The 13,993-nt window shown below is 61.8% G+C and carries 11 protein-coding genes and 1 pseudogene; 7 read left to right on the top strand and 5 right to left on the bottom strand.

Annotated features, from left to right (window positions below; all coding sequences use genetic code 11):
* A partial coding sequence (locus tag AC27IQ_RS11665) for a YihY/virulence factor BrkB family protein (protein WP_487089571.1) occupies nt 1-593 on the bottom strand: 593 nt, incomplete at its 3' end.
* A gap of 370 nt (nt 594-963) precedes the next feature.
* Here AC27IQ_RS11665 and AC27IQ_RS11660 point away from each other — a divergent pair.
* From AC27IQ_RS11660 to AC27IQ_RS11635, 6 genes are all read left to right on the top strand, one after another.
* Complete coding sequence (locus tag AC27IQ_RS11660) at nt 964-2,097, top strand: Kelch repeat-containing protein (RefSeq protein ID WP_487089570.1); 1,134 nt, start codon at nt 964-966, stop codon at nt 2,095-2,097.
* A gap of 521 nt (nt 2,098-2,618) precedes the next feature.
* Nucleotides 2,619-3,164, top strand: coding sequence for a glycosyltransferase family 32 protein (locus tag AC27IQ_RS11655; RefSeq protein WP_487089569.1), 546 nt, complete (start codon nt 2,619-2,621; stop codon nt 3,162-3,164).
* A complete protein-coding gene (locus AC27IQ_RS11650; protein ID WP_487089568.1) occupies nt 3,161-3,460 on the top strand; it encodes a hypothetical protein in 300 nt (99 codons plus the stop codon). Before AC27IQ_RS11655 ends, AC27IQ_RS11650 begins: the two co-directional genes overlap by 4 nt.
* Nucleotides 3,457-5,700: a family 16 glycosylhydrolase gene (locus tag AC27IQ_RS11645; RefSeq protein ID WP_487089567.1), complete on the top strand. Its 2,244-nt coding sequence runs from the start codon at nt 3,457-3,459 to the stop codon at nt 5,698-5,700. Before AC27IQ_RS11650 ends, AC27IQ_RS11645 begins: the two co-directional genes overlap by 4 nt.
* Nucleotides 5,701-6,342: 642 nt before the next feature.
* Nucleotides 6,343-8,481, top strand: a complete 2,139-nt coding sequence (locus tag AC27IQ_RS11640) for an AAA family ATPase (RefSeq protein WP_487089566.1) — start codon at nt 6,343-6,345, stop codon at nt 8,479-8,481.
* Complete coding sequence (locus tag AC27IQ_RS11635) at nt 8,481-10,259, top strand: UvrD-helicase domain-containing protein (RefSeq protein ID WP_487089565.1); 1,779 nt, start codon at nt 8,481-8,483, stop codon at nt 10,257-10,259. Before AC27IQ_RS11640 ends, AC27IQ_RS11635 begins: the two co-directional genes overlap by 1 nt.
* Before the next feature lie 377 nt (nt 10,260-10,636).
* On the opposite strand, the gene AC27IQ_RS11630 is transcribed toward AC27IQ_RS11635, so the two are convergent.
* The 4 genes from AC27IQ_RS11630 to AC27IQ_RS11615 form a co-directional block, all read right to left on the bottom strand.
* Nucleotides 10,637-10,846: a hypothetical protein gene (locus AC27IQ_RS11630; RefSeq protein WP_487089564.1), complete on the bottom strand. Its 210-nt coding sequence runs from the start codon at nt 10,844-10,846 to the stop codon at nt 10,637-10,639.
* 25 nt (nt 10,847-10,871) lie between these two features.
* Nucleotides 10,872-11,288, bottom strand: a complete 417-nt coding sequence (locus AC27IQ_RS11625; RefSeq protein WP_284426652.1) for a hypothetical protein — start codon at nt 11,286-11,288, stop codon at nt 10,872-10,874.
* 424 nt (nt 11,289-11,712) lie between these two features.
* A complete protein-coding gene (gene ychF, locus AC27IQ_RS11620; RefSeq protein ID WP_272567328.1) occupies nt 11,713-12,807 on the bottom strand; it encodes a redox-regulated ATPase YchF in 1,095 nt (364 codons plus the stop codon).
* A 101-nt stretch (nt 12,808-12,908) separates the two neighbouring features.
* On the bottom strand, nt 12,909-13,781 hold the full coding sequence (locus tag AC27IQ_RS11615; RefSeq protein ID WP_487089563.1) for an MOSC domain-containing protein: 873 nt from the start codon (nt 13,779-13,781) through the stop codon (nt 12,909-12,911).
* Between the two features lie 96 nt (nt 13,782-13,877).
* Here AC27IQ_RS11615 and AC27IQ_RS11610 point away from each other — a divergent pair.
* A pseudogene (locus AC27IQ_RS11610) lies at nt 13,878-13,993 on the top strand (FAD-dependent monooxygenase); the annotation flags it as partial.

Genomic DNA, 13,993 nt, shown 5'->3' with positions numbered 1-13,993 from the left:
AAAAACGCCGAGCCGTAGCGCACGCTGTTGCGCAGCCAGGGCGTCTCCTGGCCCACGCCCACGTTGCGCTCCAGCAGCTGCCACACGTAGGGCATGACGATCACCGAGCTGAACGCTGCGAAGATGCCGCCGCCCACCACCACCGTGAACACCGTCACCTTGATGCGCGCCTTCCAGAACGGCAGGCCGCGCTCGATGCCGTACGAGCGGTTGAGCGCCGTGCGCACCGCCTGCATGCCCGACGACGCCGTCCACAGCGTGACCAGAAAGCCGATCGCCAGCAGCGCCTGGTTGCGCTGCGCCAGCACCTGCTGGATCACCGGCTGCATCGCGTCGCGCACCACCGGCGGCGCGTATTCCAGCACGCGCTGGGCCAGGGCCGCCGCGTCCCCCGGCTCGCCCACATAGGCCGCCGTGGCCGACAACAGGATCAGCAGCGGGAACATCGCCAGCACCGACGAGAACGCCATGCTCCCAGCCTGGTTGGCGCTCTGGTGGAGGATGTAGTTGCGGACCGCCAGGGCGATGACGGGCAACCCCGGCACGGACCAGGCGATTTGCCGCACGCGGTGCAGGATGGTCTTCGGTGCCATGCGTTTATCCAACTCTGCATCCTTCTTCGTTCCGCCGATGATCGCGCTTGTGTGAAACCAACCCATCGACACGCGAAGCGCCAGGAGTCCCAGCGGGCTTGGTGCCGCACCCGCTGACTGTCGCCCAAGCCACGCAGGCCCTCTGTAGGACTCGAAGAACACCCGAAGCCGCCCAAGGGGGACCGCCGCACCACGATGCCAGCGCCGCTGGCTGCAGCGCGCAAGCCCTTGGACAGCCTGCACAGGTTACAGATGCATCCAGTGGTGACCGATCCAATATTCCGAACAGCGGAAAGATAGACTGCGCGCGGTCGTTCGCGGAGAAGTCCGGACGACCGGGTTCATTCAATCAATACAACGGAGGAATTTCATGAAACGATTTCTGTGGGGCCTGGGAATGGCCCTGGCGTTGGTCGCCCCCGGGGCGCAGGCGCATGGGAGCGCAGCAGCAGAACCATCAGCAGCAGACGGCCGCTGGACCCGGCTGGTCACCACGGGCGAGGGGCCGTCCGTGCGCTCGACGCCCGCCGTGGCGCCGGTCCTCGGGTCCATCTACCTGTTCGGCGGGGTCAAGGACGACTTCGCCAGCGGCGAGAACACGTTCTACGACGACCTGTACCGCTTCGACCCCCGCCTGGCCCGATGGACGCCGCTGTCGCCCTCCGGCGCCAAGCCGCCGGCCCGGGCCTTCGCCGCGAGTGCCGCCGTGCCGGCGCGGCACTGGATGCTGGTGTTCGGCGGCGCCAACTACAGCGCCGACCTCTCTTCGCTCACGTTCTTCGACGACCTGTGGGCCTACAGCGCCCTGCTGAACCGCTGGACGCAGTTGCAGCCCGGCAATCCGGGGCCTTCGGCCCGATCGCGCCCCGCCATGTGGGTGGATGGCGAGAAGGTCTATGTGTTCGGCGGCATCCAGACCGACTTCCACACCCTGAACGACCTGTGGGCCTTCGACCTGCGCACCAACCTGTGGACCCAGATCATCGCCAATGGCGACGCGAACTCGCCGACCTCGCGCCATGAGGCCGCGGTGGCCGGGCGCGCATGGGACGGGCAGTTGACGCTGTACGGCGGGCAATTCAGCAACAGCGACGGCTTCGTCTCGTTGAACGACACCTGGCGCTTCGACCTCGCCACCCACCAGTGGCAGAACATCACGCCCGCCGAAGCCGACAAAAACGTCGATGCGCCCCGCCACCAGGGATCGACCGTGCAGATCGGCCACGCGCTGCTGATGGCCGGAGGCGACCTGCCGGGGGGCAGTTCCGGCTGCGGCGCCGCATTCCCGCAGAACGCCACGTCCGAACTGTGGCGCTTCAACCTGCACGACCGCACATGGCGCCTGCTGACCCCGGGCGGCGACGCTTTCCCGGCGATCAAACGCACCAATGCGGCCGCGGTGGGCGGGGTGATGTATGTGTTCTCAGGCTTTGGGTTCTCGTGCCAGAACGATGAGGGCGGGCAGGTTTGGAACCCTGACGTTTACGCGTTCCGGCCCCGCTGACCGGGGGCGCCCGTGGGTTGCGCAAGGCAGCCTGCGGGCGCCGGTCAGGACGCGCAGACATGAACAGGATTCGATGGGTAGTCGTCTCTCTGCTCTGACGCTTGATGTCCCCAGACGGGCAATGGAAATCCATCGGATCAAGGTGAGCACCGACGAACAGACGGGCGCTGTAATCGACCCAGAGCGTGCACTTGTCAAGTCAACTTGAAGGTCGACTATGCAGCGGTTGCTGCCCATCGCCAGCGGCGTCCGTCTTCACGCTGATGGTCACAAAGCAGAAGTTGTGTCACGAAATGGGCAGCCGGTTGAGTGACTGGTGTGCGAGGCACTGCCGTCATCGAACCTAAAAAGCCCCGTCTTGTGCCAGACGAACGACTGCTTTTTGACACCACTCCGTTGCAGCACCATGGCGCGCGCATGTCTCAACGACACCACTGGATCTGATCGCGCGGAATTTTCACTCGAACGAGCCCCACCTGCTGTTACAACTCTTGTCAGACGATCCACTGACAAGCGCACCCATGCACCTAGAAGATGACAGCCCCGGCCATCACCTGCAACGATCAGACTTCATTCGACGGCTTGTTCAGGCATCACCACCATCCATGGCCCCGGCGAATCAGGGACCATCCATTCCCCGGCGAATCGTGCAGTACTGGCATGACCTGCAGGCGCTGCCGGCTGACGTACAGGAGTGTATGGATTCTTGGTCGAGGTGGGGATCAAGCGGATTCGAGTACCGTGTCTTCGATGCGCGCAGCGCGGCTCGCTTCATCGAACAATCGCTGGGAAAAGACTATCTGCGGGCGTTCATGCGCTGCTACCACCCCGCGATGCAGGCCGACTACTTCCGGTTGTGCTATCTCGGCATCAATGGCGGAATGTATGTTGATGCTGACGACGTGTGCATTTCCAAGGACATCTCGGAGCTATTCGTGGGAAGCGGGGTTAAGGTTCAGCCACTTTGCTACGACATCGCATCGGACTCGATGGTTCAGAGCGAGGTCTTCCTGCAAGCGGGAGCAACCGGGAAGGTTGGATTTTCTACGTCAACAACAACCCATTGATCGCTTTCGAGGGAGACCCAATCGTCAGCCGAGCACTTGAGAGTGCAACCCTGCGCTTGAACGTCGCAGCTGAGGGTGAGCTGCCGGAGATCCAATCGACTACCGGCCCGGGCATCCTGTCGCGCATCATCTTCGAGCTGGGCGCGCGATGCCCTGATGAGCACCGGGTGACCATACTGCGCAACTGGGACTCGATCGGCATTGCCAAGTGGCCTCTGGGCTATCGTGCCGACGGGAGAAACTGGCGAATATCCAATGGGAAGCGCTTCGCCTTTGATGGGGAGGGGGCGCCATGAACCTTTTCGAGCCACTGAGAGGTATCCGCCACCTGTTGCACGCCATGTTTTTTCGCTTGCGCGTACTGTTGCCGAACCAGAAGGCCGTCGCATTCGGCCCCGTGGGCGGTGGCTACCCGAGCAGGATCAGCGACATCTATGTGATCAATCTTGATCGGCAGCCACAGCGGCTGGTGGCTGTTGCCCGGGAACTGGATCGGATCGTGGATTGCACGGGGCAACCATTGTCAAAGCGACTCATCCGGCACGCAGCCTGCGATGCGCGGGCCCTCCCGGCCGCGACGTTTGCTGGTGTCGATGTCGAGCCTTACTACACGCTTGCGGATCAACTGTCCGTCGACCCGTACCCGCAAGTGCTACCGAACACGTTTGATCTGACTCACCCGATCCGAATGAGCAATGCAGAAATTGCAGTGGCCCAATCGCACATTGATATCTGGAAGAGGATTGCCAGTTCTGAGGCGCCATACGCGCTGGTGCTGGAGGATGACGTTTGGTTCGAACAAGGCTTTGGCAGCCTTGTCGACACAGCGTGGGAGGAGATGCGGGGTCGTGATGGGACCGATCCTGACTTTGACGTGCTCTACCTGTCCTTCAAAGAGGTGAAGCACGGTGCTCCCAAGATTGCGCTCTCGCGCAGCGTCTTTCGACCGGAGCGCGGGCTTTGGTATCTCTCGGGGTATGTGCTGTCCAAGCGCGGCGCCCAGCGGCTCCTTGCACGTATGCCGTGCCGCGGACCGGTCGACCTTTGGATCAATCAGCAGTTCCCAGTGATAGACGTGCGTGCGCTGCGCCGCTCTGTCATCCCTCAGCGCGTCGATTTGCTGTCCACGAACTCCTACTCGATTCTCCCCGTCCTAAGCCAGATCGGGATTCTTTCCGATGCAACGCCTGGTACGTTCCATCAGCGTCCGACAGAAACACCGGTGTTCGCCTTCGGCTCTCGGAACGCGGGCCTATCCTCGCTGGCTATGGCCTTGTCGATGCTGGGCTATCGCTGCTGCAGCGACTTGGACGACCTCCCGCCTGTGGAGCGAGGCCGCTTGCTTCGAGGTCAGCGTGGACGCGTTTTTGATGCCTACGTCAATGTCGCGGCACTTGAGCCCCACATCGCGCAGCTCAAGGAGAGGTATCCCGGAGCGAAGTTCATCATCGTCGGCGAGATCCCCGAGAACTTGCCACTGCCCCCTGAGGGCATCTTGCACCAGCGTGCCGCTCCAGAGGGCTGGACGGTGCTGTGTGAGTACCTGCGCATGCCGCCACCAAGCGCTAGCTATCCGTGCGCTGCGGAGCGAGGGGTTCGTCGTCTTAGCCCTCCTGCGGCCGCAAGTGAAAGACTGGCAAGAGGCAAGCGGCTGGAACACGATGCTTCGCCATGGGTTGCCCCTCCATCGCGCCATTGGCATGGTATCGACGTGGAGCTACGCGAGCCGGGGCCGAGGTCGGTGGCATCACGAGCCCGGTTTGACGACCACTTGAGCGAACTTGACGCGTTTCGTTGGCTGCCGCGCGACGATACGTTCCCCGGGAACCTCGCACTCTTCAGACCTGGCAACGTGCGCGTTCGGCCTTATGGCGGTTTAGAGCTGGTGGTCGCAAATGCGTCGCTTGGTGTTCGTGATCTAAGCGCGGGCGCTGTTTCCAGCCGAGGCCGGTTCCTATATGGACGTTTTGAGGCAACTCTGCGAGCGACCAACGTTCCTGGCTTGGTCTCGGGCTTCTTCCTCCACCGAGATCTTCCGCGCCAGGAGATCGATGTGGAGATCACGGGTAACCGTCCAGACCAGATGCTGACCAATGTCTTCTTCAACCCAGGCTGCGATGGTGCAAAGTTTGACTACGGTTACCGGGGGACGCCGTTTGCCATCCAGCTCGGGTTCGACGCCTCTGAGGCGTTCCACACCTACGCAATTGAGTGGGCGCCTGACCAGATCCGATGGTTCGTCGACGATCGCCTTATGCATCGGAGAGTGATCTGGGACCCTACGCCGATTCCAGATCTGCCCATGACGCTGCATGTCAATACGTGGCCGACACGTTCCGAGGAGCTTGCAGGACGACTTGTGCGCGAGTCTTTGCCGGCTGTCGCTGCGATTCGGCGAATCGCGGTGGATGCGAACAGCGCCGAAGCGCAGGGCGATGCCATCTCGGTCAGGAAAGACTTGGTGCGGCTGGTAGATAAGGCGCAAGAAGGTAAGCCGCCGTCTAAGCGAGATGGATCTGCTCATTGGGACGTGTGAGAGATGAAACCTATTGATCAAGCATGGTCGGGGACGCTAACGCACTGATGGTTTGCTCCATGTGGAGGTATCACGGCCTGGGGGAGGCCTCTCGGCGCACTTTGACTTCCCAGAGAGGCGCTTTCAGCGGCGGATATACGGTCAGGTCAACGGTATGGCTTGTCATGGCCGAGAACGGGTGTTGCCAGGCTACCCCACAAGCGGGAAGTTGGCCAGAAGTGCGATGCGTAGAAGGCCAGCTTCGCTGCGGCTCCTCGTACTCACACTGTCAGCCAGTAGCGGCCTTCCTGGGCGTCTGCTTACAGACACTTCGTCGCGCGGGACACCTACGGTAAGCCATCGCTGTTGTCGCGGCAGCAATCTCGGCTAGCTGCGGGCGCAACGCACTAAATGTCTGCCAAGTACGCGGCGCACCCACGTGTCGCCAGTTCATGTGCCGCTGGTCCAGCAGCATTGCCGCTCTCCGCAGGCAACGGCTGGCACAAGTGACCCCCGTCCAGGCAGGGCGCGCTGGTGTGGACGACCTCGCTCCTTGCGGGTGTGCGGCAGTCGGCTGCCTGTACGGCGCTCTCGCCATCGCTGCCACGCTACGATAGTTTACAAATAGACACTGGCATCCCAGCGAGCAAGAAGGTCAAAGCCATGCACATATCCAAACTCAAGCTGGTCAACCACCGGAACTTCAAGAACACCAGTCTGACGTTTCAGCGCGGCGTCAACACCATCATCGGGGAGAACGGCGCGGGCAAGTCCAATATCCTCCGCGCCATCCGGCTGCTGCTGGACGACAACATGGTTCGCGCAGCTTATCGACTGGAAGAGTCCGATTTCAGCCGTGCGCTGGATCAATGGCAGGGCCACTGGATCATCATCAGCATGGAGTTCGAGGACCTCAGCCCCGATGAGGCGGTTCAGGCGCTGTTCTTGCACGGCACAGCCGAAGTCCACGCTGGACCGATTTTCAAGGCCACCTACAACCTGTTCTTCCGTCCCAAGAAGGAGATCCGGCTGAAGCTAGCGGCCCTCGACGACTTTGACTATGCGGAGTTGAAGGCAATTCGGGATGGCATCACCATCGACGACTACGAGACCATCTTCACCGGCCGAAGCAGCGCTGATTTTGGTGATCCGGCCACTTATCAACGGATCGTCGGAAACTTCGACTTTTGTTCATTCTCTGACGAAACCGAGTTCCCTGAGATTGGGGCCAAGGTGCCAGGATTTCTGTCCGTCACCAAGGAAGTGTCACTCACCTTCATCCAGGCGCTTCGCGACGTCGTGGCCGAGTTTCACAACAACCGCACCAATCCGCTGCTCACCCTACTCAAAAGCAAGAGCGGCGAGATCGACGCGGCGGCCCTGCTCCCCATCATGGACAAGGTAAGAGATCTGAATGGCGCCATCGAAGGGCTCGGAGACGTGCAGGCGGTTCGCAGGCACATCCGCGAGACCATCAAAGACACTGCCGGCGAAACCTACTCCCCGACGTCGCTGTCGATCCGGTCGGACCTGCCTGAGGAGGCGGAGCAGCTGTTTCAGTCGCTGCGTCTGTTCGTCGGGGAATCGGAGGACGGGTATGAAGGGACGATCAACGAGCTTAGCCTTGGCGGCGCGAACCTGATCTACCTAACCCTCAAACTGCTGGAGTTCAAGTACCAGCGAGAGAAAATGGCGATTGCGAACTTCTTGCTCATCGAAGAGCCCGAAGCGCATATCCACACCCATATCCAGAAGACGCTGTTCGATCGCATTGCTTACGAGGATGCACAAGTCATCTACACGACGCACTCCACGCACATCTCCGAGGTGAGCAATGTGAGCAACGTCAACATCCTGGGTCGACGCGGCGCGTTCTGTGAGGCCTACCAGCCGGCGACCGGACTGGATCCAGCTCAGGTGACGAGCATCCAGAGATACCTGGGCGCAGTGCGGAGCAACCTGCTGTTCGCCAAGAGCGTGATCCTGGTGGAGGGGGACGCGGAAGAGATCTTGATCCCTGCGCTTGTGAAGCAGGTCTTGGGCCTGAGCGTGGACGAGTTGGGACTTAGCGTCATCAACATTCGAAGCACCGGGTTCAAGAACGTCGCGGTCCTGTTCCACGACATCCGGATCCGCAAGCGGTGCGCAATCGTCACGGACCTGGACACGATCTTCTTCGACACCACGCCGAACCCGGCGGACGGCGACGCCTGGGCTGCCAGGAAGCGCAAAGCGATCGGCTCACAAACGGCCGGGGCGCAGCGGAAGATCGACTTGGACACATTTGGCGTGGGCAACGGCTGGGTGCGGAGCTTCTACGCCACGCATACCTTCGAGGTGGATTTTGTAGGGGCGGGCAACCACGAAGCGATCGTGCGCAGCGTCGACAAGGTCTACAAGGCGCCAGCGACGATCGCGCAGGCAACGACCGAGCTTCGGTCGGGCCTCCTTCATCAGAGTGGCTTCCGCACCCTGACGATGGCTGAGCAGGAAGGCAAGGGATGGTTCGCGGTCTTGCTTGCCCAAACTCTGGATCACCAAGTCGTGGTGCCGCCCTACATCCGAGAGGCGGTGCTGTTCGCGCATGGAGCGTTCTCGCGCCCGCTGATCATTCGAATTCTCCACCACCGGATGAGATGCCTGTGGCGCATTGATGTCGCCTCGCATGCTCGTCTAAACGCGTTTGCCTTGGAACTTGAGCAGTTCCATGACCGGAAGATCGATCTGCCTGCACTTCGCGCGGCGGCCGCAACGGCGTTGCCGGGAGACGTGGTCCATGCCTTCCTGGCCGGGATGACCTGATGTTTGTCTGGGATGCTACAGAGCTCAATCCCGAGCAAGCGGTCGCAGTCGAAGAGCCATCGAGCGTTTTCCTGGTCGCCTGCCCGGGCAGCGGAAAAACGCGCACACTGACCTACAAGATCGCGTATGAGCTGTCCCAGCGCACGGACAAGCGTATCGTCGTGGCCATCACCTACACCCACCGGGCCGCTGACGAGATCCAGGAGCGAATCGAAGCCCTTGGCGTCGACACCTCCGCCTTGTGGATCGGAACCATTCACTCGTTCTGTCTCGAATGGATCATCAAGCCCTACGGAATCTATGTCCCGGAGCTGGCTCGTGGGTACACGGTCTTGGACCGGCACGACCGCGAAAAGATGCTCGAGCGACTGTGCGCACCGTACCGCGGCGTGACCTTGTGGGACTGCGACTATTACTTCGAAGAGGATGGTTACCGGCTGGGATGCGCCGACACGCGAAAGCACGACAGCATCCATCAGGTCCTGGCAGCCTACTTTCGAGAACTGGCGGACATGAGACGCATCGATTTCGAGTTGATCCTCTGGTACTCCCAGGTGCTGATCCGGAATCAGCCGCAAATCGCGGCGCTGCTATCGCAAGTCTTTTCCTATGTCCTCGTCGATGAGTACCAGGATACGAAGCAGATCCAGTACAACCTAGTGGGGGCCATCCTTCGGGCGGGCGCTGGCAGCACCAAGACGTTCATCGTGGGCGATCCCAACCAGGCGATCTATGGCTCGCTTGGCGGTTATGCCATTTCGGTGTCGGATTTTCGCGCACTCACGAGCATCCCCATTCGGGAGATGGCGCTGCGATTGAACTACCGCTCAAGCGCGCGGATCATCGGGCACTTCTCCAACTTCAATGTGCATGCTACCGACATCGAGGGTGCGGGCAAGATGGTCGGCTTTCCCAGCCACATCTCCTACAACCGACTCGTTGCGCACGACGACCTTCATGATGAACTGGTCAGGCTCATTCAAAAGAGCTTAGCCGAAGGGCATGCACCCGAAGAGATTTGCGTGTTGGCGCCTTGGTGGATCTTGCTGGCGTCAACCACCCGAAAACTGGTGGCACTGCTCCCCGACCAGCAGTTCGACGGTCCGGGCTTGGTGCCGTTCAGCAATGATCCCGACAACTTTTGGTTCAAGCTCTCCAAGATCTTGCTGACGGAGTCGTCGCCCCAAATGCTGGTGCGACGCATGAGATGGGCCAGGGACGTCATTGCCGACCTGCGAGACTTCGGCGTCGACACGTCCAGGATCACGCAGCGATCGCTGCTGCGGGAGTCCAACTCCCTCGCCATTACCGAAACAGACGGCTTGGCGTATCTGGACCAAGCGTTCGTCGCGTTGCTCGATCGCCTGGGGATCGAGCTGCGTGCTTTCCCCGCGCTGGTGGAGCATCGCGAGGCATTCTTTGCGAGTTCCCAGGCACGGCTGGAGAGGCTGCTGAACTCCGGCGCCGGCTACATCACCGATCTGTCGTTCTTCAAGAAGGTGTTCCGTGAACGGACTGGGATCACCGTGTCGACGATTCACGGGGTCAAGGGCGCGGAGTTTGACGTAGTCATCGCATTCGGTCTTCTCCAGGGCATGGTGCCCCACTTCAGCGATTCCGACGGTGATGTTGCAGCCAGCAAGCTGCTGTACGTCCTGGCCTCGCGCGCTCGAAAGCACTTGCACCTCATCTCGGAGGCCGGTCGCTCATGCGGAAGATATGGGAGCTACGAGCCCACCGAGGTTCTGGCCCGCTGTGAGTTCGATTACAACGGGTAGTGAGGGCGGCGCAGCTACCGCAAGAGCGGTTTAGTCCTGTGTCCATTACCTAAGGCACCTGGCTTCGCGCCAGCGAGATGATTGGCCCAAAGGTCAGCCAACGGCTGCAATCGGGGATGCGCCTTGGCGGTACAAACGGCAGCATCGGGTCGGGAGCTCCTGCACCGTCCTTATCAGAACCGTCGATCATGGTCTGCCCACCTGTATCGAGCATCAAGTGACAGGTCTTGGGGGTACACCGGTCATACGACCTTCTACCCACAGAATGACCGGTGAAGAACGCCGTCGCCGCTTGGGTCACATCTATCGAATGGCTCTGTTCAGCCTAAAGCGGCTCATGCATCTCTCCCCATATCACGCTGCAGGCTTGGCCGCGCTCAATCCTTGAGGCTCACCCCTAGATTGCCCAGCTTTTTTGCATACGAGTCCCTGCGTTTTGCTGCCTTTGCAGCGGTTTCAGAGGCGGCTTGGACCGCCTTGGGGCCCTTAGCCGCAGCAGCTTTGATCAATCCGAACTTGTGAGTGGCATCTGCCTCGGCCCGCTTGAAAGTGGCGATGAGTTCAGCATGGGCAACGGATGGATTCACAGGTACTCCATATCGATCAGCGGCGTCACCCTTGAATTTGGACGTCGGTGCGAAGCAAGGCGGTTCTCAATTCGCGATTAGCAGGTTTTGAAACATCCACTTTTTGAACAGCCAGGTCGAACGGTGAGCCTGGCTTGATGCTGGTTGGCAGTATCTTTTTTGCTGGATTCTTGGCGGGGTACGTGCCCTGACCGGGACACATGCGAACGGAAAACCCGAATTCCTCGAGTGCACCTTTCGCATACAACTCCGCTAATTGTTGAAACGTGACGAAGGTCGAACGTTTGACGTCTTTGAATCCTGGCCGACTGACGTCACGAACGATCTCGAATTTACCCAGCGAATCTCGCTGTGTATCGGTAAACGGATGGAGCAAGAAAGTCTGACGAACCCCATTTTTGGATACCAGGGTGTGCTCGACGGCTATATCGGTTAACAGCATATTTTTCTCGCCCTTCAAGCTGCAGTTGCACAGCACATCATTCGCCATCCCACCCAAAGTCGCAGACCGTGTTTTCACGCCACACCACGCCAATGGGAACCAATCGCTTGGGGTCTAAAACTGCCTGCCAATGGGGGATTGGGTAAAAGTCCGAAATTGGCCTGAACTGCCGTTCAGCCGAAAGAGAGCATGCCGGCCGATAGATGTCTGATGCGAGACGCTCATCGCGAGCGTTCAGGGCAACGGACTGGCCGAACTCCACCACTGCAATATGCATCTGCGGCAAAGCTCTGTCCAAGAAGCGCTATTTCGGTCTTGTTGAAATCAAGGAATCGAGAGCGCCACTAGACAGGCCTGCATTTTTCCGAGCGCTGGCCGACGCCCGCAAACGTCGGCCAAGCTTGAAAAACCGACGCGTGCCGGTTTAAACGTTGAACAGGAAGTTCATCACGTCGCCATCCTTGACGACGTATTCCTTGCCTTCCGCGCGCATCTTGCCCGCGTCCTTGGCGCCCTGTTCGCCCTTGAAGGCGATGAAGTCCTCGAAGGCGATCGTCTGCGCACGGATGAAGCCGCGCTCGAAGTCGCCGTGGATCACGCCGGCGGCCTGCGGGGCGGTGTCGCCCACGTGGATGGTCCAGGCGCGCACTTCCTTCACGCCGGCCGTGAAGTAGGTCTGCAGGCCCAGCAGGTTGAAGCCGGCGCGGATCAGGCGGTTCAGGCCCGGTTCGGCCTGGCCCATCTCGGCCAGGAACATGTCGCGGTCCTCGTCGCTCATTTCGGACATTTCCGCTTCCATCTTGGCGCAGATGGCCACGACGGGCGCGTTCTGGGCGGCGGCGTATTCCTTGAGGCGCTCCAGCAGCGGGTTGTTCTCGAAGCCGTCTTCGCTCACGTTGCCCACGAACATGGCGGGCTTGGCGGTGATGAGGCAGAAGGGCTTGAGCAGCGGCGCGTCTTCCTTGCTCAAGGGCACGGTGCGCGCGGGCTTGCCCTGGTCGAGCGCGGCCTGGATGGGCGTGAGCAGGGACACCAGCTTGGCGGCTTCCTTGTCGTTGCCCGACTTGGCGGCCTTGCTGTAGCGGTTGAGCGCCTTTTCCACCGTGGCGAGGTCGGCCAGGCACAGTTCGGTCTGGATGACTTCGATGTCGGAGATCGGGTCCACGCGGCCGGCCACGTGGATGACGTTGTCGTCCTCGAAGCAGCGCACCACGTTCACGATGGCGTCGGTCTCGCGGATGTGCGCGAGGAACTGGTTGCCCAGGCCTTCGCCCTGGCTGGCGCCAGCCACGAGGCCCGCGATGTCCACGAACTCGACGATGGCCGGCACGATGCGCTCGGGCGTGATGATGCCGGCGAGTTGCTGCAGGCGGGGATCGGGCACTTCCACCACGCCCGTGTTGGGCTCGATGGTGCAGAACGGATAGTTCTCGGCGGCGATGCCGGCCTTGGTCAGCGCGTTGAAGAGGGTGGACTTGCCCACATTGGGCAGGCCCACGATGCCGCATTTCAGGCTCATGGCAGGGCTTTCAGGTGTTCGGGAGACAAACCCGCGATTTTACGGGGTGGGCCCGGGGCCCTGGCGGCCACGCCGATCCCGGCCCTTTGCGAGCGGGCGATTCAGTCGAAGCGCAGATCGGCCGCGACGGGCTGGCCCACGCGCAGCATGCGGCCCGCGCCTTCGCGCACGATGGCGTTCATGCCGAAGGTGACGGCACCGCCCAGCCGGCGGTCGTGGCGGTAGGTGCGCATCATGTCGCTCACCTCGGGGCTGCTGGCGGCGGTGGCCGGGTCGATGTCCGGGATGGGGCAGCGCGCGCAGGGCTTGGTGGGCTGCAGGTGCACTTCCTCGCCCTCCCCGGTGCCGATGTAGAGCCGGTCGATGCGGTCCTCGTCGTGCGCGTGCAGTCCATCGACCACGATGTTGGGGCGAAAGCGCTCCATGCCCACGGCCGCGTGGCCGGCGGCCCGCAGCCGCTCGTTCAGCCCGTCCAGCGACGCCTGGCTGGCCAGCAGCAGCGGAAACCCGTCGGAAAAGAGGTTGGGCACCTCCAGGCCGTCGGTCCACTTGGGGCTGGACAGCCGGCGGTGCTCGGGGTCGAAGCGCACCATGCGGCAGGGCTGGCCCAGGAAGTCGGTGAACCATTGGGCGGCCAGCGGGCCCATGTCCCAGGCGGGCACGGTATCGTCCCACAGCCGCACCGTGGCCGGGCCTTCCACCTGGTCGATCGCCACGTGCAGCGCCAGCATGCTGGGGGCGCGCAGCACCATCTCATGCACCTTGAGCTGGGGCCGGACCAGGGCCATGCGCGGCAGCGTGCGCTGGGTGAGGAAGTGGCCGGCCGCGTCCACGACCATCCAGGCGCGGTCCAGGTCCAGCCCGGTGTCGGTGAGCAGCGCCTGGCGCACTTCGATGCCGGCGCAGGATTTGACGGGGTGGACGAACAGGCGCGCGATGGTGCCGGCAAGGTCGTGGTCAGGGCGGAAAGTCACGGGAAAAAAGCTCCAGGGGCGCGGGCGCGAAACCCATCGGTGAAAGCAGGATTGTGCCCGCCCGTGCCGCCTTGGCCGGCTCCTACAATGCCCGGCATGGCCCAAACCTTTGATGTATGTATCCGTGGCGCTGGCGTCGTGGGCCGCACCCTGGCCCTGCTGCTGGCCCGCGAACGGCTCCGCGTGGCCCTGGTCGGCACGCCCGCCCCCCC

It is taken from the genome of Acidovorax sp. KPB24-07 (assembly GCF_057543315.1).
Note: the sequence above shows the minus strand (reverse complement) of the source record. Positions and strands in the feature narration are given on the sequence as shown.